At 44.7% G+C, this 24,823-nt stretch carries 21 protein-coding genes, 2 pseudogenes and 1 riboswitch; of the genes and pseudogenes, 20 read left to right on the top strand and 3 right to left on the bottom strand.

Annotated elements, in window-relative coordinates:
• Positions 1-307 precede the first annotated feature (307 nt).
• Together luxO and luxU are read left to right on the top strand one after the other, a co-directional pair.
• The gene (gene luxO / locus KHN78_RS02615; RefSeq protein WP_211919722.1) at positions 308-1,711 is read left to right on the top strand and encodes a quorum-sensing sigma-54 dependent transcriptional regulator LuxO; all 1,404 of its coding nucleotides are present in this window, start codon (positions 308-310) and stop codon (positions 1,709-1,711) included.
• Positions 1,708-2,052, top strand: a complete 345-nt coding sequence (luxU, locus tag KHN78_RS02610) for a quorum-sensing phosphorelay protein LuxU (protein ID WP_128811254.1) — start codon at positions 1,708-1,710, stop codon at positions 2,050-2,052. The genes luxO and luxU overlap by 4 nt, the downstream gene beginning before the upstream one ends.
• Positions 2,053-2,128: 76 nt before the next feature.
• Here luxU and KHN78_RS02605 read toward each other — a convergent pair.
• Positions 2,129-3,023: pseudogene (locus KHN78_RS02605) on the bottom strand (YvcK family protein).
• 173 nt (positions 3,024-3,196) lie between these two features.
• A riboswitch (molybdenum cofactor riboswitch) is annotated at positions 3,197-3,329 on the top strand.
• On the opposite strand from KHN78_RS02605, the pseudogene moaA reads away from it, so the two are divergent.
• The 14 genes and pseudogenes from moaA to KHN78_RS02535 all read left to right on the top strand — a co-directional run bounded on the left by moaA (position 3,318) and on the right by KHN78_RS02535 (position 17,178).
• Positions 3,318-4,308: pseudogene (gene moaA, locus KHN78_RS02600) on the top strand (GTP 3',8-cyclase MoaA). (Overlaps the previous riboswitch by 12 nt.)
• A gap of 96 nt (positions 4,309-4,404) precedes the next feature.
• On the top strand, positions 4,405-4,917 hold the full coding sequence (moaB, locus tag KHN78_RS02595) for a molybdenum cofactor biosynthesis protein B (RefSeq protein ID WP_128811251.1): 513 nt from the start codon (positions 4,405-4,407) through the stop codon (positions 4,915-4,917).
• Between the two features lie 26 nt (positions 4,918-4,943).
• Positions 4,944-5,420 carry a cyclic pyranopterin monophosphate synthase MoaC gene (gene moaC, locus KHN78_RS02590; RefSeq protein WP_211919721.1) on the top strand — a complete coding sequence of 159 codons (477 nt, stop codon included), beginning with the start codon at positions 4,944-4,946 and terminating at the stop codon, positions 5,418-5,420.
• A complete protein-coding gene (gene moaD, locus KHN78_RS02585; protein ID WP_211919720.1) occupies positions 5,420-5,677 on the top strand; it encodes a molybdopterin synthase sulfur carrier subunit in 258 nt (85 codons plus the stop codon). The genes moaC and moaD overlap by 1 nt, the downstream gene beginning before the upstream one ends.
• 1 nt (position 5,678) lies before the next feature.
• On the top strand, positions 5,679-6,134 hold the full coding sequence (moaE, locus tag KHN78_RS02580) for a molybdopterin synthase catalytic subunit MoaE (RefSeq protein WP_211919719.1): 456 nt from the start codon (positions 5,679-5,681) through the stop codon (positions 6,132-6,134).
• Positions 6,135-6,687: 553 nt separating this feature from the next.
• The gene (locus tag KHN78_RS02575; protein ID WP_211919718.1) at positions 6,688-8,319 is read left to right on the top strand and encodes an ABC transporter substrate-binding protein; all 1,632 of its coding nucleotides are present in this window, start codon (positions 6,688-6,690) and stop codon (positions 8,317-8,319) included.
• A 106-nt stretch (positions 8,320-8,425) separates the two neighbouring features.
• Positions 8,426-9,346, top strand: a complete 921-nt coding sequence (oppB, locus tag KHN78_RS02570) for an oligopeptide ABC transporter permease OppB (protein ID WP_211919717.1) — start codon at positions 8,426-8,428, stop codon at positions 9,344-9,346.
• A gap of 15 nt (positions 9,347-9,361) precedes the next feature.
• Positions 9,362-10,264 (top strand): oligopeptide ABC transporter permease OppC, encoded by a 903-nt coding sequence (oppC, locus tag KHN78_RS02565; RefSeq protein ID WP_211919716.1) that lies wholly within the window; start codon positions 9,362-9,364, stop codon positions 10,262-10,264.
• Positions 10,265-10,294: 30 nt separating this feature from the next.
• Entirely contained in the window at positions 10,295-11,266 is a 972-nt protein-coding gene (locus tag KHN78_RS02560; protein ID WP_211919715.1) for an ABC transporter ATP-binding protein, read from the top strand.
• Complete coding sequence (gene oppF, locus KHN78_RS02555; RefSeq protein WP_317984245.1) at positions 11,263-12,255, top strand: murein tripeptide/oligopeptide ABC transporter ATP binding protein OppF; 993 nt, start codon at positions 11,263-11,265, stop codon at positions 12,253-12,255. Before KHN78_RS02560 ends, oppF begins: the two co-directional genes overlap by 4 nt.
• Positions 12,256-12,495: 240 nt before the next feature.
• Positions 12,496-13,524 carry an extracellular solute-binding protein gene (locus tag KHN78_RS02550; protein WP_211919713.1) on the top strand — a complete coding sequence of 343 codons (1,029 nt, stop codon included), beginning with the start codon at positions 12,496-12,498 and terminating at the stop codon, positions 13,522-13,524.
• Positions 13,524-14,567 carry a histone deacetylase family protein gene (locus KHN78_RS02545; RefSeq protein ID WP_211919712.1) on the top strand — a complete coding sequence of 348 codons (1,044 nt, stop codon included), beginning with the start codon at positions 13,524-13,526 and terminating at the stop codon, positions 14,565-14,567. Before KHN78_RS02550 ends, KHN78_RS02545 begins: the two co-directional genes overlap by 1 nt.
• Positions 14,568-14,757: 190 nt before the next feature.
• The gene (locus tag KHN78_RS02540) at positions 14,758-15,702 is read left to right on the top strand and encodes a glutathione S-transferase family protein (RefSeq protein ID WP_211919711.1); all 945 of its coding nucleotides are present in this window, start codon (positions 14,758-14,760) and stop codon (positions 15,700-15,702) included.
• A gap of 201 nt (positions 15,703-15,903) precedes the next feature.
• Positions 15,904-17,178 (top strand): MgtC/SapB family protein, encoded by a 1,275-nt coding sequence (locus KHN78_RS02535; protein ID WP_211919710.1) that lies wholly within the window; start codon positions 15,904-15,906, stop codon positions 17,176-17,178.
• 82 nt (positions 17,179-17,260) lie between these two features.
• Here the strand turns inward: KHN78_RS02535 and pta are convergent, their stop codons facing one another.
• Positions 17,261-19,426 (bottom strand): phosphate acetyltransferase, encoded by a 2,166-nt coding sequence (gene pta, locus KHN78_RS02530; RefSeq protein ID WP_128811239.1) that lies wholly within the window; start codon positions 19,424-19,426, stop codon positions 17,261-17,263.
• A gap of 134 nt (positions 19,427-19,560) precedes the next feature.
• Positions 19,561-20,757 (bottom strand): acetate kinase, encoded by a 1,197-nt coding sequence (locus tag KHN78_RS02525; protein WP_211919709.1) that lies wholly within the window; start codon positions 20,755-20,757, stop codon positions 19,561-19,563.
• 345 nt (positions 20,758-21,102) lie between these two features.
• On the opposite strand from KHN78_RS02525, the gene yfbV reads away from it, so the two are divergent.
• The 4 genes from yfbV to KHN78_RS02505 all read left to right on the top strand — a co-directional run bounded on the left by yfbV (position 21,103) and on the right by KHN78_RS02505 (position 24,743).
• Positions 21,103-21,555, top strand: coding sequence for a terminus macrodomain insulation protein YfbV (yfbV, locus tag KHN78_RS02520; RefSeq protein WP_211919708.1), 453 nt, complete (start codon positions 21,103-21,105; stop codon positions 21,553-21,555).
• A gap of 424 nt (positions 21,556-21,979) precedes the next feature.
• A complete protein-coding gene (locus KHN78_RS02515; protein WP_211919707.1) occupies positions 21,980-22,945 on the top strand; it encodes an ABC transporter substrate-binding protein in 966 nt (321 codons plus the stop codon).
• 71 nt (positions 22,946-23,016) lie between these two features.
• Entirely contained in the window at positions 23,017-23,952 is a 936-nt protein-coding gene (locus tag KHN78_RS02510; RefSeq protein ID WP_211919706.1) for an ABC transporter permease, read from the top strand.
• A complete protein-coding gene (locus KHN78_RS02505; RefSeq protein ID WP_211919705.1) occupies positions 23,949-24,743 on the top strand; it encodes an ABC transporter ATP-binding protein in 795 nt (264 codons plus the stop codon). Before KHN78_RS02510 ends, KHN78_RS02505 begins: the two co-directional genes overlap by 4 nt.
• The last annotated feature ends 80 nt before the right edge of the window (positions 24,744-24,823 follow it).

The raw sequence follows: 24,823 nt of genomic DNA, 5'->3' as shown, positions 1-24,823 counted from the left end.
GGGTATTCATCGTTTATCCGTTCTGATGGGTCGACCTAGCGGTTAGGGATGCCATGGATACAAAAAAAATAGCCAATAGGCAGTCGGATCTATTGGCTTTTTTTGTGGGCACAGAACCCACTAACAACGTCAGTTGGCTAGGTGACCCGAGGGGTCACTTGAAAGACAGCATGGTTTGTGCCATTTTTTAACATATTGATATTTAATCTAAGTCACTTTGTAAATTTAAGCATTACAGATAGTTTGTTTGCAAAATGCAATGCGTAATGCGATTATTATTTAAAATACAACAAAAAATGGCTAGATTATGCAACATAAACCAGATGGTCAAAAGTCTCGTTATCTTTTGATGGTTGAAGATACCGCGTCTGTCGCCGCATTATACCGTTCATACCTTACGCCTCTTGGCATCGACATTAACATTGTTGGTACTGGCCGAGAAGCGATCGATAGTTTAAATCATCGCACCCCTGACCTTATTCTGTTAGATCTTCGCTTGCCAGATATGACGGGCATGGATGTGTTGCATAAGGTTAAAGATAGTCACCCAAGTGTGCCTGTTATCTTCATGACTGCTCATGGTTCTATTGATACTGCAGTAGAAGCCATGCGTCATGGTTCTCAAGACTTCCTTATCAAACCATGTGAAGCAGACCGATTACGCGTTACCGTAAATAATGCGATTCGCAAAGCCACTAAGCTGAAAAACGAAGCTAACAATCCGGGCAACCAAAGTTATCAAGGTTTTATCGGCAGTAGCCAAACCATGCAGCAGGTATACCGGACTATTGACTCCGCAGCCAGTAGTAAAGCGAGTATCTTTATCACCGGTGAGAGTGGTACGGGTAAAGAAGTGTGTGCTGAAGCCATTCACGCCGCGAGTAAACGCGGTGATAAGCCATTTATTGCCATTAACTGTGCTGCTATTCCAAAAGACCTCATTGAGAGTGAGTTGTTTGGTCACGTAAAAGGTGCGTTTACGGGCGCTGCTAATGATCGTCAAGGCGCCGCAGAACTCGCCGATGGTGGTACCTTGTTCCTTGATGAGTTGTGTGAAATGGACTTGGATTTACAAACCAAGCTTTTGCGATTTATCCAAACGGGGACATTCCAAAAAGTGGGTTCTTCAAAAATGAAGAGTGTGGACGTGCGCTTTGTATGTGCGACGAACCGAGACCCATGGAAAGAGGTACAAGAGGGGCGCTTTCGTGAAGATTTGTATTACCGATTATATGTGATTCCTTTGCACCTACCACCACTGAGAGAACGTGGTGAGGATGTTATCGAAATCGCTTATTCGTTGTTAGGTTACATGTCTCATGAAGAAGGTAAGAACTTTGTTCGTTTCTCTCAAGACGTTATTGATAAATTTAATCGCTATGAGTGGCCAGGAAACGTTCGTCAATTGCAAAACGTTCTGAGGAATATCGTGGTACTCAATAATGGTAAAGAGATTACCATCGATATGTTACCGCCTCCGCTCAATATGCCGCTTGTTGGCAGAGCTATGGTAAGCCCAGTGCCCCAAAAGGCGATAACGGCGTCAGACATTACCCCGCTATGGATGACTGAAAAAGAAGCCATTGAGCAGGCGATCAAGGCTTGTGATGGGAATATTCCTAGAGCCGCGGGTTATTTAGATGTTAGCCCATCAACGATTTATCGTAAGCTCCAAGCTTGGGGTACGAAAGAAGAAAAACAAAACGTATGAATATGGATATATTAAATCAGAGTAAGATAGACCAGTTGTCGGTGGATATTGGCAGTGACAATGTGCCTGTTTTGTTGGAAATATTTCTTGGTGAACTGGACACTTACGTTACGAATCTTTCTCGCTTTCAAGCCGAGGAACAAGATGCTTATTTAAGAGAGATCAGCCACGCTCTTAAGAGCAGTGCGGCGAGTTTCGGTGCAGATCAGCTCTGTGAGCTTGCAAACACGATTGATATTAGAGTGAAGTCATGTGAGATCATGCCGCAAGGGCCAGAAGTGAATGAAATGCTTGAGTTGCTTGATAGAACTCGAGAAGCATACCGCGCTTGGACCAAATAACCTTGTTAGCATACGTTTAGAAACACAGAGCCCATCACAGGATGGGCTTTGTTGTATGTTCTTGTTGATAATCGATTTATTTGGCGACCAATTGATTTTCAACTGCAAGTTTTAACTTGTCACGATCATGGCGCCAATCGCGGTTTGTTGAAGCTAATGATTCAGTGACCACATTCCAATTGTCTAGTACTTCTTGTTCTGTCACTTCAGTCAGCACGACATCAATTTTTCGCCCTTGGCAGGCACGTTCACACCATTCCAGTTTTTGAGCCATGTTCATGCGGCCAGCTGGACCATATTCAGGGCTTAGGTTCGCGACGAAAATCACTTTCGCTTTATTGTTGGTCGCGATGGCTTTGCCAATTTCGGGTAGCAACAGTGGTGGCATTATACTTGTTAAAAAACTCCCGGGACCAAGAATAATGACATCAGCTTCTGATAAGGCGGTGACCGCTTCTTTCGTCGCAGGCACTTCTGGTGATAAATCGAGACGACGTAAATCGGTGTCCATTTCATCGATATTGGTTTCGCCAGTGACTATCTGTCCGTCGACAGAAAGCGCGGTTAAATCGGAAGGATGCTCAGACATTGGCAGAATATTGACATCGACTTTGAGCATATTGCGGATCAGATTGATCGCATCAAGTGGGCGTACGGATAAGTTGTCCAACGCTGTTAGCATCAGGTTGCCCAGATTATGACCGTCGAGTTCACCTGTTCCTTTAAACCGATATTCGAACATCATTGAGCTAATTGAGGGCTCAGTGATAAGCTGGTTGATGCAATTGCGAGTATCCCCCCAAGCAATGCCCCCTTGGCAATGACGAATTCGGCCCGTAGAACCACCATTATCCGTTGTTGCAACAATGCCAGTCGCATTGCTACCAAAGTCTTTGAGTGCCGCCAACATACGGCCTAACCCGTGACCACCGCCAACTGCGACCACTTTTTTTTTCGGTGTAGATATTCATTTCGTTCTTCTAATAATTGGGCAAAAACGACTACAATTTATCTTAATGAAGAGTGTAACGGTACTTAATAAGCGGTAAATTGTGTCTATTAAGCGGTTTTTTCGTGCTTAAGTCTGGATCCCATTACAAATTTTAAGTATTTTACACAGCAAAGCTATCAGGGGGATTCCCCTTGGTTGCCATAACTCCGAGCTCACTATGCTAAGTCTAAGATAGGCGTTTTGAGCCAGTGACATTCTGTCACAAGGGCATGATTGGAAATGAGCATGCCTCCCGTGTTTGGAAAGGTGTTCCGTGGCGCAACAATTCGAAGACAAATTTCATCGTAAGTTCTATTACTTGCGTCTGTCTGTGACTGACGTATGTAATTTCAAATGTACCTATTGCCTTCCTGACGGCTACAAGCCATCGGGCAATAAAAACTCGTCCTTTTTATCTCTACCAGAGATCAAACGCGTTGTTAAAGCGTTTGCAGATTGTGGTACCTCAAAGGTTCGTATTACTGGTGGTGAGCCGAGTTTACGTAAAGACTTTACTGACATTATTCACTCAGTCGCAACCACGCCGGGTATCAAAAAAAGTCGCAACGACGACCAATGGATACCGCATGGCGAAGCAAGTGGCAGACTGGCGTGATGCCGGCCTTACTCATATTAACGTTAGCGTTGATAGCTTAGATCCTCGCATGTTCCATCAAATCACGGGTGAAAATAAGTTCACTGAAGTGATGAATGGTATTGAACGAGCATTTGAAGTGGGTTTTGAGCAAGTGAAAGTCAACGTGGTACTGATGAAAGACCTCAACCACAACGAACTTCCGGCTTTTCTTAACTGGATTAAAGATCGTCCTATTCAGCTGCGTTTTATTGAATTAATGCAAACCGGTGAGATGGATGATTTGTTTACTAAGCACCATGTCTCTGGTGTTGCAATTCGAAATCAATTAATTGCTAATGGTTGGTTACTTAAAGTTCGTTCTCACAATGATGGTCCTGCACAGGTATTCGTTCACCCAGATTATAAAGGTGAAATTGGTCTGATCATGCCTTATGAAAAAGACTTCTGTGAGAGCTGTAATCGACTTCGTGTATCGGCATTGGGTAAACTGCACCTTTGTTTGTTCGGTGATCATGGTGTTGAGTTACGTGACCTGCTAGAACGTGACGAGCAAGAAAACGAATTGATTGAGCGTATCCAAGCGCAACTACAAACGAAATCCGTGAGTCACTTCTTGCACGATGGCAATACTGGTATGACGCCACATCTTGCGTCTATCGGTGGTTAAATTCAGATTTTACATCAGGAGCTGACGTGGCTTCTGATGACTTTTCCAGAATCGATACCTAGCGTATCAAAATCAAATTAGAGAATAGGTGAACAAATGGGTCACGCTGAAAGCAAATTCCAAGCTGCAAATATTGCCGTTCTAACGGTCTCTGACACTCGTACTGAAGAAAATGATACCTCTGGCGGCTACCTCGTTGAGCATGCAAAAGAAGCGGGTCATAACGTCGTTGACAAACAGATCGTTATTGATGATATGTACAAGATTCGTGCGATCGTTTCTCAGTGGATTGCAGATGAAAACGTCCAGGCAATCATGATTACCGGCGGTACTGGTTTTACTTCTCGTGACAGCACTCCAGAAGCACTTAAGCCACTTTTCGACAAAGAAGTGGAAGGTTTTGGTGAGCTATTCCGTCAAGTATCTTATGAAGAAATCGGCACATCAACGATTCAGTCTCGTGCGATCGCAGGTTTTGCTAACCACACCGTTATTTTCGCGATGCCTGGTTCAACAGGCGCATGCCGTACTGGTTGGACAAAGATCATCAAGCAGCAACTGGATGCAAGCCACCGTCCTTGCAACTTCATGCCACACTTATCTGTATAACCTTTCTAAAAGGCGAACAAAAAACGATGACCCAATTTACCCATATCAATGCGTCCGGCGAAGCAAACATGGTGGACGTATCTGCAAAAGCGGAAACCGTTCGTGAAGCACGCGCAGAAGCGTATGTTCATATGGCGGCAGAAACACTACAACTGATTGTTTCTGGTCAGCACCATAAAGGTGATGTGTTTGCAACAGCACGTATTGCTGGCATTCAAGCTGCAAAGAAAACTTGGGATTTGATCCCACTTTGTCACCCGCTATTGTTGTCTAAAGTTGAAGTTCAATTGGAAGCAATTGAAGCGGAAAACAAAGTTCGCATCGAGTCCGTATGTAAGCTTGCTGGCAAGACAGGTGTAGAAATGGAAGCGTTAACAGCGGCTTCTGTAGCAGCATTGACGATTTACGATATGTGTAAAGCGGTACAAAAAGATATGGTGATTGGTCAAGTTCGTTTATTAGAAAAAACGGGCGGTAAATCAGGACACTTCAAGGCGGAATAATGATTAAAGTACTTTTCTTTGCTCAAACTCGCGAACTTGTTGGTATTGATAGTCTTGAGCTAGAAGACCAATTTGATAGCGTAGAAGCGATCCGAGCACACTTAGTCGATGTTGGTACAAACCAAGATGGTAAGTGGGACCTAGCTCTTGAGCCGGGTAAGCTGTTAGCAGCGGTAAATCAATCGATTGTTCCGTTAGATACGCAAGTAAAATCGGGCGATGAAGTCGCTTTCTTCCCGCCGGTAACAGGGGGCTAAGATGGATCCTCGCGTTTCTGTACAAGTAGAAGACTTTTCTGTTGATCATGAGTACCAACGACTATCAGAGGGGACAGCCTCTGGTGCGGTAGTGACATTCATCGGTAAAGTTCGCGATATGAATCTTGGCGATAATGTCATTGGACTACATCTTGAACATTATCCGGGCATGACTGAGAAAAGTCTGATTGATATTTGTGATGAGGCCGAATCACGTTGGCCACTGCTAGGCGTTCGTGTTATCCACCGTGTTGGAGATTTAGATACCGGCGACCAAATCGTTTTTGTTGGCGTTTCTAGCGCACATCGTGGCGCAGCGTTTGATGCCTGTGAGTTCATCATGGACTTCTTGAAAACTAAGGCTCCATTCTGGAAAAAAGAGCGAACAACCAGTGAGAACCGCTGGATTGAGTCGCGTGAGACAGATCATCAGGCAGCGCAACGCTGGGAAAAGTAAATCCATTACAGCGTTACCTATTTGATATGAAAGGCCAGAGGTTTACTCCTCTGGCCTTTTTTATTCTGCCTTTTGCTCTTTTATTTCTTGTTCTAATGCGAATTCCACCTAGTATCCATCTGCTTTTTAGTCACGGTGATGTTGCTCACAATAAAGCAATATCGAGCGATACATATATGATTATTGGTTAGACGATAAGAGTTGCAAATGTTAATTTGTTGCGAAATACCTAGCGAATGATGCTAAAAATTCGTTTAATTTTAGATTTATCGATAGTTTTAGCTGTAAAGTGGACGTGTTAGTTCCTATTTCGCTAAGCAATACTTTTTGTTTGGTATTTATTGCTAAATATAAGCACTGATTACAGAATTATTAGTTTTTTTGCCGATTGTTTATGGCAAATTACTTTGATGATTGCTAATGTGTGCCGCAGTCTTTGTAAGGTTTTAGAGTTTTATGCTCAAAATGTGCACAAAAAAATTCTAAAGCACTGACCGTTCCAGAGCCTTACAAAGAAGTCATGGATGCTAATGAAAAACTTGGAGTTTTACGCATGTATAAGAACAAAATCACCAAAGCCCTTCTTCTAAGTGCTGGTCTGGCAGTGTCTGCTACTTCTACTATTGCTTTTGCTGCTGATGTTCCAGCAGGTACTAAACTTGCTGATAAACAAGAACTTGTTCGTGGTAACGGTACTGAGGTTGCGACGATTGACCCGCACAAATCTCAAGGTGTTCCAGAGTCGCATGTGATTCGTGATCTTCTTGAAGGCCTAGTAAACCAAAATGCTGATGGTGACACGATTCCAGGTGTTGCTGAACGTTGGGAAACACAAGATAACAAAACGTTTACATTCTACCTGCGTAAAGATGCAAAATGGTCTAACGGCGATCCTGTAACCGCGCAAGATTTCGTGTACAGCTGGCAACGTGCAGTCGACCCTGCAACGGCTTCGCCATATTCTTGGTACATGGAATACACCAAGATGAAAAACGCGAAAGATATCGTTTCAGGGAAGAAAGATAAGAGTGAGCTTGGTGTAAAGGCGACTGACGATCACACACTAGTGGTTGAGCTAGACACCGCTGTTCCTTACTTTGTCATGATGGCGGGCCACACAACAATGAAACCAGTTCACCAAGCAACGGTTGAAAAGTTTGGTGACCAATGGACTAAACCGGAAAACTTTGTTGGTAATGGTGCCTATGTTGTTAACAAGTGGGTTGTGAATGAGCGTCTTGAACTGGTTCGCAACGCTCAGTACTGGGAAAACGATAAGACCGTTCTCAATAAAGTGACTTACCTTCCAATCGAGAACGGTGTTGCTGAGATGAACCGCTTCTTGTCTGGTGAAATCGATTTTACGTCTAAGCTGCCAACTGAGCACTTCAAACGTTTGAAGAAAGAACACCCTGAGTCGGTATCGGTTGAGGGTAGCCTATGTACGTACTACTACTCATTCAACACCAAAAAAGAACCATTTAACGACCCTCGTGTTCGTAAAGCAATTTCTTACGCGATTGACCGTGACATCGTTGCAAATGCGATTCTTGGCCAAGGCCAGAAGCCTGCTTACTTCCTCACGCCTGAAATTACAGCGCACTTCGACCCTGAACTACCTGTTTACGGCAAGATGACGCAAAAAGAGCGTAACGCTGAAGCTGCACGTTTACTTGAGGAAGCGGGTTACGGTAAGAGCAATCCTCTTAAATTCTCTCTTCTATACAACACAGATGAAAACCACAAGAAACTAGCAGTAGCGCTAGGCTCTATGTGGAAGAAAACACTTGGACTAGACGTTACGCTCGAAAACCAAGAGTGGAAAACATACCTATCTACTAAAGACCAAGGTGATTTCGAAGTCGCGCGCGCAGGTTGGTGTGGTGACTACAACGAAGCATCTTCTTTCCTAACCCTTATGGTGAGTTCGAACACAACGGGTGGTCAGCACTGGGGCAACAAAGATTACGATGCTCTGATTGAAAAGGCGATCCAATCGACTTCAGAAGAAGAGCGTACGGCAATTTACCTAGAAGCTGAAAAACTGATGGCGAAAGATATGCCAATCGCGCCTATCTATCAGTATGTTCGTTCACGTCTGCTTAATCCGCACGTTGGTGGTTTCCCTGCAAACAACGCGGAAGAAAAGATCTACTCAAAAGATCTTTACATCAAAGCTCAGTAATAACTTAGCTTCAAGACTATAAGAATAAGGCCTGCACGTACCTATTTTGGACGTGCAGTGCCTACTATCAAATTTTTTAACTGTCACAGACTGAAAGAGTGAGTTTATGCTTAAATTCATCGCAAAAAGGATATTTGAGGCGATCCCGACCATGTTGGTTTTGATCACCGTGTCTTTCTTTCTCATGCGTTTCGCACCGGGTAACCCATTCTCGAGCGAGCGTCCTTTACCGCCAGAAGTTATGGCGAACATTGAAGCCAAATACGGTTTAGATAAGCCTGTATTTGAGCAATATACCACCTATCTGACTAATGTTATCCAAGGTGACTTTGGGCCATCGTTCAAATACTTAGATTACACCGTTAATGAGTTGATCGCGGTAGCATTGCCTGTTTCTGCAAAAGTCGGTTTTATTGCCTTTATTTTCACCGTTATTCTCGGCGTAACGATCGGCACAATCGCCGCACTCAAACAAAATTCGTGGCTGGATTACACCATCATGTCTACTGCGATGGCAGGAGTGGTAATGCCATCTTTTGTGCTGGCACCTGCATTGATTTATGTGTTCTCTTTGCATTGGAATTTATTCCCAGCGGGCGGGTGGCATGATGGTTCGTGGCAATATTTGGTGTTGCCAGTGATTGCCATGTCATTGCTTTATGTCGCCACGTTTGCTCGTATCACCCGTGGTTCAATGATTGAGACACTGAATAGTAACTTTATTCGTACTGCTCGTGCGAAAGGGTTGAGTTACCGTTACATCATCATCAAACACGCTCTAAAACCGGCGTTACTACCTGTTGTGTCGTACATGGGACCTGCGTTTGTCGGCATTATTACTGGTTCGGTGGTTGTTGAGACCATCTTTGGCCTACCTGGCATCGGTAAACTGTTCGTCAATGCCGCGTTTAACCGTGACTACTCGCTAGTGATGGGAGTGACCATTTTGATCGGTTTCCTATTTATTCTGTTCAACGCTATCGTTGATATTTTGCTAGCAATGATTGACCCGAAAATTCGCTACTAACAGGGAAGTATGGTTATGTTAACGAAAAAAGAGAATCTTCAAGCGGTCGAAAAATTTGCAGAGAATCTGGAAGTTGAAGGCCGCAGTTTATGGCAAGACGCCCGCATCCGCTTTATGCGTAACAAAGCGGCGATGGTGAGCTTGTTTATTCTTACATTGATGACCCTTGCGGTGATCTTCTTGCCTATGATGGCACCTTACGCATTCGATGATACTGATTGGTATGCGATGCACGTTGGCCCAAGTGCTGAGCACTGGTTCGGTACTGACAGCTTAGGTCGTGACCTTTACGTGCGCACGCTAATTGGCGGTCGTATCTCTCTGATGGTAGGTGTTCTAGGTGCATTGGTTGCGGTTGTGATTGGTACACTTTACGGTGCAGCTTCTGGCTTCATTGGCGGTAAAGTTGACCGTATCATGATGCGTATTCTTGAAATCCTATACGCGGTTCCGTTCATGTTCCTAGTTATCGTACTGGTAACATTCTTCGGTCGTAACATCGTTCTTATCTTCGTCGCTATCGGTGCTATTGCATGGCTAGATATGGCTCGTATCGTACGTGGTCAAACGCTAAGCCTACGTAGTAAAGAGTTCATTGAAGCGGCACACGTTTGTGGTGTGAGCAATTGGAAGATCATCACTCGCCATATCGTGCCAAACGTACTGGGTATCGTAGCGGTTTACTCAACGCTACTTATCCCAAGCATGATTCTTACTGAATCATTCCTTTCATTCCTTGGTCTTGGTGTACAGGAACCAATGACAAGTTGGGGCGCACTTCTACAAGAAGGCTCGCAAACAATGGAAGTGGCAATCTGGCAGCTGGCGTTCCCAGCCGCATTCATGGTTGTGACTCTATTCTGCTTCAACTACGTTGGTGACGGTCTGCGCGATGCGCTGGATCCAAAAGACAGATAATTAAAAATAGAAAGAATAAAGGAAGCAATGATGAGTTTATTAGATGTCAAAGATCTGCGCGTAGAATTTACCACGCAAGATGGTATCGTAACCGCAGTAAACGATTTGAACTTCTCTCTGAATCAAGGTGAAACCCTAGGTATCGTAGGTGAGTCTGGTTCAGGTAAATCACAAACCGTATTCGCTATCATGGGTTTGCTAGCGAAAAACGGTATTATTTCTGGTAGCGCGAAGTTCGAAGGTAATGAGATTCTTAACCTACCAGAAAAAGAACTGAACAAGGTTCGTGCTGAACAGATCGCGATGATCTTTCAAGACCCAATGACCTCACTGAACCCATACATGAAAGTAAGTGACCAGTTGATGGAAGTACTGATGCTACACAAAGGCATGGGTAAAGCCGAAGCGTTTGAAGAATCAGTGCGTATGCTTGAAGCGGTGAAAATTCCAGAAGCTCGTAAACGTATTACCATGTATCCACACGAGTTCTCAGGCGGTATGCGCCAGCGCGCAATGATCGCCATGGCGCTTTTGTGTCGTCCAAAACTGCTTATTGCGGATGAACCGACAACGGCATTGGATGTTACGGTTCAAGCGCAGATCATGGACCTGCTTAACGAACTGAAATCTGAGTTCAACACCGCAATCATTATGATCACGCACGACCTTGGTGTCGTAGCGGGTTCTTGTGACAAAGTTCTGGTTATGTACGCGGGTCGTACCATGGAGTACGGCACAGTAAACGAAATCTTCTACAACCCAAGCCACCCTTATGCGGAAGGTCTATTGAAGGCAATTCCTCGTCTTGATACTGAAGGCGAGATTCTGCCAACAATTCCAGGCAACCCGCCAAACTTGCTTCGTCTACCACCAGGCTGTCCTTACCAAGATCGCTGCCACCGTGTGATGGATCGTTGTAAGCGTGAAGCACCAATTTTGACGCCGTTTGGTGATGGCCGTCAGCGCGCATGTTTTTCTGAATGGGAGGCTTGGAACAAATGAGCACAGATAAAAAATTAATTCTGGATGTTTCTGATCTGAAAGTTCACTTCAGCATTGCATCTAAATCAGCATGGCCTTGGTCAAAGCCTTCAAGCTTAAAAGCCGTAGACGGTGTAAATGTTCGTCTATACGAAGGTGAAACGCTGGGCGTAGTAGGCGAGTCTGGCTGCGGAAAATCAACATTTGCTCGTGCGATCATTGGTCTTGTGGAAGCCACAGAGGGAGAAGTGGTTTGGTTGGGTCAAGATCTTACAAAGATGAAAGACGTCCAACGCCGTGAAACGCGCAAAGAAATCCAAATGATTTTCCAAGATCCTTTGGCGTCTTTGAACCCTCGCATGACAGTGGGTGACATCATCGCTGAGCCGCTAGAGACGTTCTACCCAGAACTGACTAAGCAAGAAGTGAAAGATCGTGTGAAAGAGATGATGACAAAAGTAGGTCTGTTGCCGAATGTTATCAACCGTTACCCGCACGAGTTTTCTGGCGGTCAGTGTCAGCGTATCGGTATTGCCCGTGCGTTAATACTGAAACCTAAGATGATCATCTGTGATGAACCCGTATCCGCATTGGACGTATCTATCCAAGCTCAGGTGGTTAACTTGCTGAAAGAGCTTCAAAAAGAACTTGGCTTATCGTTGGTATTTATCGCCCACGATTTGTCAGTTGTGAAGCACATCTCTGATCGTGTACTGGTAATGTACTTGGGCAATGCCGTTGAACTGGGTGAAGCAGAGGCGCTATTTGCCGATCCAAAACACCCATATACGCGCGCCTTGATGTCGGCGGTGCCGATTCCAGACCCAGAACTTGAGCGTAAGAAAAAAATTCAAATGCTGGAAGGGGATCTGCCATCGCCAATCAATCCACCATCAGGTTGTGTGTTCCGTACCCGCTGCCCACAAGCAACGGACGTGTGCTCACAGACAAAACCAAGTATCCAAGGCACTGATATCCATGCTGTGTCTTGCCTACACGTTGAAGTGTAACTAAATTCAGCCTGTGACGGGCTTAAGCGCGACTCCTTTGTTTGGGTCGCGCTTTTTTTATACCTGTCATTTTGACAATCACTAAAGTCATAAAATGTCCATATAATAGGTAAGGCCTATTGATAATTGTGAGCAATATCAACAAATAGGCTTAGGTGATCTTGCTATACCGAAATTACTGCTATTTAATCCGCGCGGCACAATCCCGTGTCATGACAAAATGATAGTATGTTAACGTAAATGAAAAATTCTCTTGTTGCTTCGGCCCTAGTTGGCCTTCTTTCTTCTTCTCCTGTTTGGGCTTCTACGACACTTAATATCTACAACTGGTCTGAATATCTTCCTCAGTCAATCATTGAAGATTTCACCAAAGAAACCGGTATTAAAGTTAATTACGCGACGTTTGAAAGTAACGAAACCATGTACGCTAAGCTAAAGCTTATTGATGGTGAGGGTTATGATATTGTCGTGCCATCGACGTATTATGTGTCCAAATTGGCGAATGATGGATTACTGCATCGCATCGACAAGTCTAAGATCGACTCTTTTTCACAGCTTGACTCAAGTATTATGAATCAAAGCTTTGATCCTCAAAACCAATACTCTCTGCCTTACATGTGGGGCAGTACAGCAATCGGTTATAACTCCGATGTGGTTGATGGTAGCAAATTAACCGGATGGGCGGATTTGTGGAACAGTGAATACGCCGGTCAACTTTTGCTCACCGATGATGTGCGTGATGTGATGGGTATGTCATTGATCTTAGGTGGCCACAGTGTGAACTCGCAAGATCCGAAAGAACTGCAACAAGCGTATGACCGTTTAACTAAGCTTAAGCCAAATGTGATGGTCTTTAACTCAGATGCGCCTCATGTTCCGCTGATCACGGGTGAAGTGAATGTTGGTATGCAGTGGAATGGCACGGCTTACCGTGCGCTTCAAGAAAACCCTGCGATTCGTTTTGTTTACCCACAAGAAGGGGCGATTTTCTGGATGGATAACATCGTTATTCCAGAAAAAGCACAGAATAAAGATGCGGCTTACACTTTTATTAACTTTTTGCTAAGACCAGAAAACCAAGCAGAAGTGGTAAAAGAAATCGGTTATGCCGTGCCAAACCTACAGGCTCTCACTCATTTGCCGGCAGAGATTCGCGATAGTGAAATTATTTTCCCATCAGAAGATGTGAAGAAAAAAGGTCAATTTCTAGGTAGTGTTGGTGATGCTGTGGGTGTTTACGAGCGTTACTGGATGGAGCTGAAAAAGTAATGAAAGTTATCTATAGCGAAAAGCAGCGTTTGCATCGCGTTAAATACGAATTTCTTTCTGGCGAACCAACCCCTTGTTTTGAAAAGCCAGAACGTGCAGATATGGTGTTAAATGCTATTGAACAACACGGTGGTTTTAGCGTGATGGAGCCAAACAATTATGGCTCAGAGCCAATGACTTGGGTTCATACGCCTGATTACGTGGCTTTTTTGCAGTCGGCATGGTCGGAGTGGGAAGAGCGGTTTGGTAGTGAGCACGATGCGTCACCGTACTGTTTTGTTAGTCCACGTCATTTACGTCATCGTATTCCGAAAGATATCGAGGGTAAACTCGGTTACTACAGCTTTGATATGACCGCCGCAATCACGAAAACCAGCTGGGAAGCGATTCAATCAGCGGTCGATTGTGCGTTAACTGCCGCCGATCTTATCGCTCAAGGTGAGCAATCGGTATTTGCATTGTGTCGTCCGCCGGGCCACCACGCAGCACCTGATTTGATGGGCGGTTACTGTTATATCAACAATGCGGCGATTGCAGCAGAGTCATTGCGTCGTCAAGGTAAGCAAAAAGTGGCGATTCTGGATGTTGATTACCACCATGGTAATGGTACGCAGAGCATTTTTTATGAGCGTGATGATGTACTGTTTGTGTCCATTCATGGCGATCCTGACTACGATTACCCACATTACATTGGTTTTGCGGACGAAGAGGGTGAGGGTGCTGGTAAAGGCTTTAACCTGAATCTCCCGCTTCCTCAAGGTAAAACGGACTGGACGCTCTATGGCCCTGCGTTGCAAACGGCATTAGAGAAAATTAACCAGTTCGGGGCTGATGCTTTGGTGATCTCACTTGGGATGGATACTTATGAGCATGACCCAATCAGTTACTTTAAGCTTAACCGAGACAATTACGCAGAGATCGGTCGTCAGCTAGGGGCATTAAGCTTACCGACGCTGTTTGTGTTTGAAGGTGGTTATGCGGTTGATGACTTAGGTTACAATACCGTCGCGGTTCTTGATGGATATATGAATCACGCCAAGTAATATTTGTGCTTCCACTTCACTTTCTGTAATGAGGTGGAAGCCTTGTCTTCTCAAGATTTTCTCTCTTTTGTTTTCTCTTTTCTATTTGTCTCATTTCAATATTTCGAACAAGTTCAGCGAATCTTTCCTATTTATTCTCTTTTCTCTCTTTTTATACTCTTAAGGAAAATATGATTTAGGAGTGCGAATAATGGGAAAGTTAGTCGATGGTGTGTGGCATGATATTTGGTACGACACCAAAGCAAGCAAAGGTCAATTTGTGCGTGAAGATGCGGGCTTTCGTGACTGGATTGAAAATAAGTCAAATGCCCAGTTTCAACCAGAATCTGGCCGTTATCATCTCTATGTATCTCTCGCGTGTCCTTGGGCGCATCGCACTCTGATTTTTCGTCAATTAAAAGGTTTAGAGGCACACATTGACGTCACCGTTGTATGCCCTGATATGCTCAGTGAGGGATGGCAAATGGGGTTGCCAGAACCCCTATTTGGCCATACTCGAATGCATCAAATCTATACACAAGCAAAGCCAGATTACACGGGCCGAGTTACCGTTCCTGTACTGTGGGATAAAAAGACCAATACCATTGTCTCTAATGAGTCTTCTGAGATTATTCGCATGTTTAATTCTGAGTTTAATGATCTAACAGGTAACGATGATGATTACTACCCAGAGCATTTACGTGATGCCATTGATGGATGGAATGATTATGTTTACCCAAATATTAACAATGGTGTCTATCGATGTGGTTTTGCCACGACTCAAGAAGCGTATGAAGAAGCTTTTGATTCGCTTTTCTCTGCGCTAGATAAAATTGATGCACATTTAGCGGCTCACAGATACTTAGCAGGCAATACCATTACTGAAGCAGACTGGCGATTGTTCACCACACTTGTGCGCTTTGATGCGGTTTATGTTGGTCATTTTAAATGCAATAAACAGCGAATTGCCGATTACCCCAATATTCAGGGATACCTTAAAGAGTTATATCAAGTTGAAGGGATTGCCGAGACTACGGACTTTTACCACATTAAGCGGCACTATTACTTTAGCCATACCGGGATCAATCCAACTCAAATCGTGCCAAAAGGGCCGTATTTAGATTTGGATACACCTCATGGGCGAGACATCATATAGATTCAAACTTTTCCTAAAAAATGCGATGTAACCTCAACTTGGGATAAGAAAGTCTATATTTCTGAAAGGCTACGGTTTTCGCGAGTTGCGGTTATGTAATATGGCGTTTTTCTTTTTCTCAATATCTATTTATCATCACAGCTTATTCCTGAGATTTACATAAACTGGTGATATAACAACCGATCTTTGTCGAGGTGGGGTATGGATATCAACGAGTTTGTCAGCGGTGATCATCAGATCTGGAATTTGTTTATAGCATTACTGCTCGGTGCGATTGTCGGCACGCAACGTGGTTGGGTAATGCGCAACAGTGTTGAGGGCAGTCGTGTTGCGGGGATTCGCACTTTTTCGCTCGTTGGCTTGCTTGGTGGTTTAGTCGGTATTCTTGCCTCGATATATTCACCATTGTTACTTGGTTTTGCACTTATTGCGTTGGTGATTCTCGCTTGTATTGCTTTTGTTGCTCAGCAAAAGAAGAGTGAAGATATCAGTATTACTGGCGTAGTCAGTCTTATTGTTACGTTTGTTTTGGGCAGCTTAGCGGTATCTGGTGAAGCGGTGCTCGCTGCCGCTGCCGCTGTTATTACTGCTGTGGTTTTGGATAATAAAAAGGAGCTGCATCAAGCACTACAGCGTCTTCAAGAATACGAACTTGATGCGGCACTGCGCTTGTTATTGATCTCGATTGTATTGTTGCCTCTTTTGCCAAATCAAGCGTATGGACCATGGGGAGCGCTGAACCCTTATGAGATTTGGTGGATGGTAGTGTTAATCGCCAGTATTTCATTTGTGGGTTATTTCGCCATCAAGATAGGTGGGACGAAACGAGGGATCTTATTTACTTCTGTGTTTGCTGGTTTGAGCTCCTCTACAGCATTAACGCTTCAATTTTCTCATTTGTCTCGTGAGCAGCCAAGCATTAGCCCGTTATTAGCAAGTGGGATCTTACTCAGTTGCGGAACCATGTTTCCTCGATTGCTCATAGTTTTGTCTGTTTTGAATCCTCAACTCGTTCGTTTGCTGTGGCCAATTGTCATGGTCATGATGGCTGCATTGTATATACCCGCTTGGTGGATTTGGCGTAAAAGCGAGGTTGAACAGGTTCAGCAATCCAATAAGCAAACGAACCCTCTCGCATTACAGTCAGCCCTGTTCTTCGGTGTGGTGCTGGCTGTCATCATGTTGTTGTCTCATGCGTTGTCCAATTGGTTTGGTAGTGCAGGTGTATTGATATTGTCAGCGTTATCTGGGATTACTGATGTGGACGCCATCTCTCTCGCACTTGGACGACAAAGTACGCAGTCGTTAAGCGTGACGACCGCAGCTCTTGGTATTTTGCTTGCCGCTTCAGTGAATACGATTGTGAAAATGGGGATGGTAGTAGCGATTGGCGATAGAGCACTTTGGTCTAAAGTTGCCCCAATCATGACGGGGTGTGTATTGTCTGGTGCCGCTTTGTTTTTGGTCATTTACTGATTTTTTAAAGGCCTTTTAAGTTATTGAATCTAATAAAAAACCTCGCCGTGGCGAGGTTTTATTTTTGGAAGAAGCTAAGTTATTAGTTAACTGCTTTTTCGCGAGCTTGGTCAGCTTGATCCGCCTGAATCGCAGTTAGAGCAACTGTGTACACGATATCGTCTACTAGTGCACCGCGAGATAGATCGTTTACAGGCTTGCGCATACCTTGCAGCATTGGACCGATAGATACTAGGTCTGCTGAACGTTGTACCGCTTTGTAAGTCGTGTTACCAGTGTTTAGGTCTGGGAATACGAATACTGTTGCTTTACCTGCTACTGGAGAGTTAGGCGCTTTAGAAGCAGCTACGTTTTCCATGATCGCTGCGTCGTACTGTAGAGGACCGTCGATCACTAGATCTGGACGTTTCTCTTGAGCAATCTTAGTCGCTTCACGTACTTTATCTACGTCTGCACCCTTACCAGATTCACCAGTAGAGTAAGAGATCATAGCAACGCGAGGGTCGATACCGAATGCTGCTGCAGAATCAGCAGATTGGATAGCGATTTCAGCAAGCTGTTCCGCTGTTGGATCTGGGTTGATCGCACAGTCACCGTAAACCAATACTTGGTCTGGTAGTAGCATGAAGAATACAGAAGATACGATAGACGCATCAGGTGCAGTCTTGATGATTTGGAACGGAGGAACGATAGTGTTTGCAGTGGTGTGAACCGCACCAGAAACTAGACCGTCAACTTCGTCATTCTCAAGCATCATTGTGCCTAGGAATACTGAATCTTGTAGTTTTTCACGAGCAACGACTTCAGTCATGCCTTTCGCGCCACGTAGCTCAACTAGACGAGCAACGTAGTTTTCACGAACTGCGTCTGAATCGATGATCGTTACGCCAGCACCTAGTGTTACGCCTTGTTGCTCAGCAACGCGACGGATCTCTTCAGGGTTACCTAGAAGCACACATTCCGCAATACCGCGCTCAGCACAGATAGCCGCAGCTTTTACTGTACGTGGCTCATCACCTTCAGGAAGAACGATACGTTTACCTGCTTTACGAGCGAACTCAGTTAGCTGGTAACGGAATGCTGGTGGGCTTAGACGGCGAGATTTCTCAGTACCTTCCGTCATAGACTCGATCCAGTTGCCGTCGATGTGACCTGCAACGTGTTCATTGATGAACTCGATACGCTCTTTATCGTCAGCTGGAACTTCTAGGCTGAAGCTTTGTAGGTTCAGAGAAGTCTGCCAAGTGTTACCTTGTGCTTTGAAGATAGGAAGACCAGTTTCGAATGCTGGCTTACATAGACCAACGATCTCTTGAGGGATATCGTAGCCGCCAGTTAGAAGAACTGCACCGATCTCAACGCCGTTCATTGCTGCAAGTGCTGCTGCAACGATTACGTCTGGACGGTCTGCTGAAGTAACAAGTAGAGAACCTGGTTTGAAGTGTTCAATCATGTTTGGCAGAGAGCGTGCACAGAAAGTGATGCTCTTAATGCGACGAGTCGCGATATCACCTTCGTTGATGATGTCAGCATTTAGGTGCTGAGCCATATCAACTGCGCGAGTAGCGATCAGATCGATGCTCCATGGCACACAACCTAGTACACGAATTGGAGAAGTGTTGAAGATTTCCATCACTTTCATTTCGTTTTGCTTCGCGCTGTCTGCATCGTCAAAGATTTCAGATAGGTCAGGGCGAGTACGGCCAGCTTCGTCAACAGGTGCGTTTAGCTTGTTGATGATTACGCCAGAGATGTTTTTGTTCTTAGTACCACCGAAGTTAGAACATGCAACTTCGATACGCTCTTTAAGTTGAGCTGGGTTATCTGTGCCTGGAGTAGCAACAAGAACAATTTCAGCACCAAGTGTTGCCGCGATTTCTGCGTTCACTTGGTTAGCGAATGGGTGCTTACGAGTTGGTACTAGACCTTCGATAAGTGTTACGTCTGCATCTTTGTTGATTTGGTTGTAACGCTCAACAACAGTTTCTAGCAGTTCGTCCATGTTGTCGTTACCAATTAGGCTTTCAGCAACAGACATCGCCATTGATTGACCGATCTTCATATCGCTGTTGTAGCCAACGATAGTTGAAGTTAGATCAGGTTGATCACCGCCAGAACGTGGCTGTGAAATTGGTTTGTAGAATGAAACCTTAACGCCTTTGCGCTCCATAGCGCGAAGAACACCCATACTTACGCTAGTTAGACCAACACCAGCGCTTGTAGGGATAAGCATAATAGTACGAGACATTCGTAGAGTACCTTTAGCTATTGGGGGATAAAAGCTCAACTCTTATTCTGTGAGATTTAGAGAATAGGAGTTGAGCCCCTAAAAAATTCTTTGGAAGAAAAACTGGCTAGCCGATGGCTAGCCAGTTAATTCGATTAAAGACCTGCTAGACGAGCAGTGTCTTCAGCAATTACTAGCTCTTCGTTAGTAGAGATAACCATTGCTGGGATGCGGCTGTTTGCAGTAGTGATAGTACCTTCACCACCGAAACGTGCTTTAAGGTTTGCTTCGCTGTCTACTTCGATACCGAAGATAGCTAGACGGTTAAGAACCATTTCACGGATTGGGCCAGAGTTCTCGCCGATACCGCCAGTGAAAGTGATTGCGTCTAGACGACCTTCCATAGAAGCTGTGTAACCTGCTACGTACTTAGCTAGACGGTGACAGAACACGTCCATTGCACGAGTCGCTTCTTCTTTCTCACCGTAGTTGTCTTCAACGAAACGACAGTCAGAAGTCACTTCAGTTAGACCAGCAAGACCAGACTCTTTAGTTAGCATGTTGTTGATTTGTTCAACAGAGTAACCTAGAGCGTCGTGTAGGTGGAAGATGATAGCTGGGTCGATGTCACCACAACGAGTACCCATTACTAGACCTTCAAGAGGAGTTAGACCCATAGAAGTGTCTACAGATTTACCGTTCTTGATTGCACATACAGAAGCGCCGTTACCTAGGTGACAGTTGATGATGTTTACTTCTTCAACTGGCTTGTCTAGTAGGTTAGCAACTTCACGAGTGATGAATAGGTGTGAAGTACCGTGCATACCGTAACGACGGATGCCGTGCTCTTTGTATAGGTTGTATGGAAGAGCGTATAGGTAAGACTCTTCTGGCATAGTTTGGTGGAACGCAGTGTCAAATACAGCAACGTTTTGTAGACCAGGGAAGTTTACTTTAGCCGCTTCGATACCGATTAGGTGCGCTGGGTTGTGAAGAGGTGCAAATGTAGCAGCGTCTTGAATACCCTTTAGTACTTCATCAGTAATAAGTGCAGATTGAGTGAACTGCTCGCCACCGTGTACGATACGGTGACCGATTGCGCCTAGGTTTTCTTTAAGCTCTGGCTTAGAAGCAAGAATAGTTTCTACCATGAAAGATAGTGCTTCTACGTGAGCTGCGCCTGCACCTAGTTGAGCTTCGTGCTTGCCATCAAGTTTCCACTTCATACGAGCTTCTGGAAGACCAAGACACTCAGCAAGACCGGTTAGGTGCTCAGCACCAGTTTCTGCATCAACAACAGCAAATTTAAGAGAAGAACTACCACAGTTTAAAACTAAAACTAGCTTAGACATGTATGACTACCTGTTATTCGTCTGACAAAAAATCAGTTAAGGATGAAAATTAATCACAAGAATAGACGATACCAGCGAAGCTGCGTACCACTCTTGGTCAAAAATTGTTCTAAATCCGTATAAAGAAATAGTGATGAACCCATTCATCACTATGCAGCGATCCGTGCAGATAGGTCATCTCGGAGTTGCTTAAATTGTAAATAACGGCAACAATGAGATTGAGGGTCTGCAAAGGATAGCGATAATGGGCAATGATAACAAAAAATTTTTGAAAGAATATTAACTTTCATCAATTTTTTGCGCCTTCAGTTGATATGTTCAACTATTTTTTAGTGAGAGAGTGGTATGAGTAATAAAGTCGGATTGTTCCATAGCCTGAAAGATGGTCAAAGCTACATGGAGATCTGGCCGGTTCGTAAAGAGCTGAACGCCATTTTTCCAGAGCAACGCATAATCAAAGCGACTCGCTTTGGTATTAAAGTGATGCCTGCTGTTGCTGCGATCAGTGTTCTTACCCAGATGGCGTTTAATAACTATGACGCATTGCCACAAGCCATCGTCGTTGCACTGTTCGCAATTAGCATGCCTTTGCAAGGTATGTGGTGGTTAGGTAGTCGATCAAATACTAAATTGCCACCAGCGCTTGCATCTTGGTATCGAGAGCTGCATCAAAAAATTACTGAAACGGGTTTTGCACTGGAGCCTGCAAAGGCAAAACCACGGTATAAAGAGTTAGCGGTGATTTTGAATCGCGCGTTTCGTCAGTTAGATAAAGCATCACTAGAGCGTTGGTTCTAACTTTTTAGTCGTTATCTCACTGTTAGGTTGGCCTTGATAAGTCGACCAAATCATTTTTCATGTTGACACTGAACTAGTGGTCGTATTCATGACGACCGCTAGAAAGTCTCGTCAGAGTTTGCATCTTTGATCCCTTTCAATTCAACTTCGGCTTTTGAATTTGCCGTTTTCTCTTCTTGCTTCTCTCTTCTCCATTTTCTCTGCTTACCTATATTTTCTGTTCGACAATATCAGTCTTGTGATCACATTTGTTGCTTGTTTGTTAAATGTAACTTTTCTTTTCCGGTACTTAACGGTAATAATGAATCACGAGATGCTTAAAAAACGCACAGAAATTTAAACGGTACTCTTATTTCTTCAATGAGAACGAGCCTATGTTCTAACGAAATGAGAGACAAGGATGGAGCTACATCAAGGAGATATGATGAACACCAAACGACTATTCGCTACTGCTGCTTTGGCCATTACGGCTGCCATTTCATCGACTGCTGTTATTGCTAATACCGCAACGGTCGCCGTTTCTCAAATTGTTGAACATCCCGCTTTAGATGCCGCCAGACAGGGCTTGCTTGATGGACTGAAAGCAAAAGGGTATGAGCAAGGTAAGAATTTGGAATTTGATTACAAAACGGCTCAAGGTAATCCTGCTATTGCGGTTCAGATTGCGCGTCAGTTTGTGGGAGAAAATCCAGATGTACTGGTAGGCATTGCGACACCATCAGCACAAGCATTGGTATCCGCGACGCGTACTATTCCAATTGTGTTTACCGCTGTCACCGATCCGGTAGGTGCTAAGCTGATAAAAACGATGCAACAACCGGGTAAGAATGTAACGGGTTTATCCGATCTGTCTCCGGTTGCGCAACACGTTGACTTAATAAAAGAAATTCTTCCTGCTGCTAAGACTATTGGTGTGGTCTATAACCCTGGTGAAGCCAATGCTGTGACCTTAGTGAAATTACTAAAGGAGAACGCGCAGGCAAAAGGGTTAACGGTTGTTGAAGCAACAGCATTAAAAAGTGCAGATGTGCAATCCGCAACTCAAGCTATTGCAGCGAAATCTGATGTTTTTTACGCACCGACCGACAATACGGTTGCCAGTGCTATTGAGGGGATGATTGTGGCGGCGAATCAAGCGAAAAAACCAGTGTTTGGCGGTGCGACATCTTACGTGGAAAAAGGCGCAATTGCAGGGCTAGGTTTTGATTATTACCAAGTCGGCGTACAAACTGCAAATTATGTTGCGGCTATTTTAGATGGACAAGAGCCAGGAAAACTTGATGCTAAAGTGGCGACGGGTTCTGATCTTGTCGTGAATGAAGGTGCTGCAACGAAATTGGGTATCCAATTACCAAGCTCTGTTGTTAAACGTGCGACCAGCATGCAGTAAGCGTAGTTTTTAGGTCGGTGCTTACCGGCCTATTTTATGCTAAACCTAATTTGTGCAGAAAAGGAGCAGTTATGTCTGCATTTGCTTTTTTTGGTGCGCTCGAGATAGGACTTATCTACGGCTTGGTCGCCTTGGGCGTTTACCTTACATTCCGTGTTCTCGACTTTCCTGATCTTAGTGTTGATGGCAGCTTTCCTATGGGAGCGGCAGTGGCGGCTACTGCGATTGTCGCAGGCGTTAATCCTTGGGTCGCTACGGGCTTGGCGGTTATTGCTGGTGGGATGACCGGTTGGGTGACCGCTTTCCTTGCCGTTCGCTGTGGAATTCTTCATCTATTGGCTTCTATTCTTACCATGATTGCGGCGTTTTCCATCAACATTCGCATCATGGGTAAACCCAATATGGCGCTATTAGGTGAAGAGACGATTCTTACGCCTTTTGAAGCGATGGGTGATCCCATGTTTATTCGACCTCTCGTGGTTGGGATGCTTGTTCTGGTTTCAGCCTGGCTTGTCGTTCGTTTGTTAAACAGTGACTTTGGCCTTGGTCTGCGCGCCACGGGCGTTAATGCACGAATGGTCGCCGCTCAAGGTGCAAGTACCGGATTCTATACCTATTTTGGTTTAGCGCTCTCTAATGGTTTTGTTGGGTTTGCTGGGGCGTTGTTTGCTCAAACGAACAGTTTTGCTGATGTCACCTCAGGCGTGGGAACCATTGTTGTCGGCTTAGCTGCGGTAATTCTTGGGCAAACGTTGATTCCTGGACGGAAAATTTGGGTAGCAGTTTGCGCCGTTATTCTTGGTTCGGTGCTATATCGACTCGCGGTTGCGTTTGCCTTGAGTTCTGGCATGTTTGGTTTGCAAGCATCAGACCTTAACTTGGTGACGGCGTTATTGGTTGCCGTTGCGCTTATCGCGCCGAAGATAAAACAATCCCTTAAAGCTAAGCAGCGCGTCATGGATGCGAAACAAACGGCATCTAAAAATGGATCAGGAGAGGCACTATGATTGAACTGAATGATATCCAAGTGACCTTTAATCCCGGAACCATTTTAGAAAACAGGGCGTTGAAAGGTGTCTCGTTGGAAGTGCCAGAGCACCAATTTCTTACCGTAATTGGTTCAAACGGAGCCGGTAAGTCGACTCTTCTTGGTGCTGTTACTGGCGAAACGCCGATGATTGGCGGACAAGTCATCATCGATGGGCAAGATGTCACGCGCAAAAGTGTGGATCAGCGAGCAACGCAATGTGCGCGAGTGTTCCAAGATCCGTTGGCGGGCACCTGTGGTGATCTGTCCATTGAGGAAAATATGGCCTTAGCATACATGCGTGGCAAACGACGCGGCTGGGGTATGGCCCTATCTTCAAAACGTCGAAAGTTGTTTCAAGATCGCATTAGTATCTTAGGCTTAGGTTTAGAAGATCGCTTAAGTGACAGCATAGGGTTGTTATCTGGAGGCCAGCGGCAAGCGGTCAGTTTGGTCATGGCAACGCTGTCAGACAGTAAACTGTTGTTGTTAGATGAACACACGGCGGCACTTGATCCTCGTATGGCCGCCTTTGTTATCGATTTAACCAAGCGAATTGTCAACGAATTTGATTTAACAGTAATGATGGTGACGCACTCCATGAAAGATGCACTAGCTTGCGGCGATAGAACCGTAATGCTGCATCAAGGTAAGATTGTCTTGGATGTAGCAGGCGATCAGCGTGCTAATATGCAGGTCCCAGATTTATTAGATATGTTTTCAAAAGTGCGCGGTGAAGAATTAGCAGATGATAGTTTGCTGCTGAACTAATTTTATTAACACTGCGTCTACGCCTACCAAGTGTGATCCTCCTTGTGAAAATGACCTATCCGGTAATTTAAAAAGGAGGA

The organism is Vibrio sp. B1REV9, from assembly GCF_905175395.2.
GTDB classification, from domain to species: domain Bacteria; phylum Pseudomonadota; class Gammaproteobacteria; order Enterobacterales; family Vibrionaceae; genus Vibrio; species Vibrio alfacsensis.
Note: the sequence above shows the minus strand (reverse complement) of the source record. Positions and strands in the feature narration are given on the sequence as shown.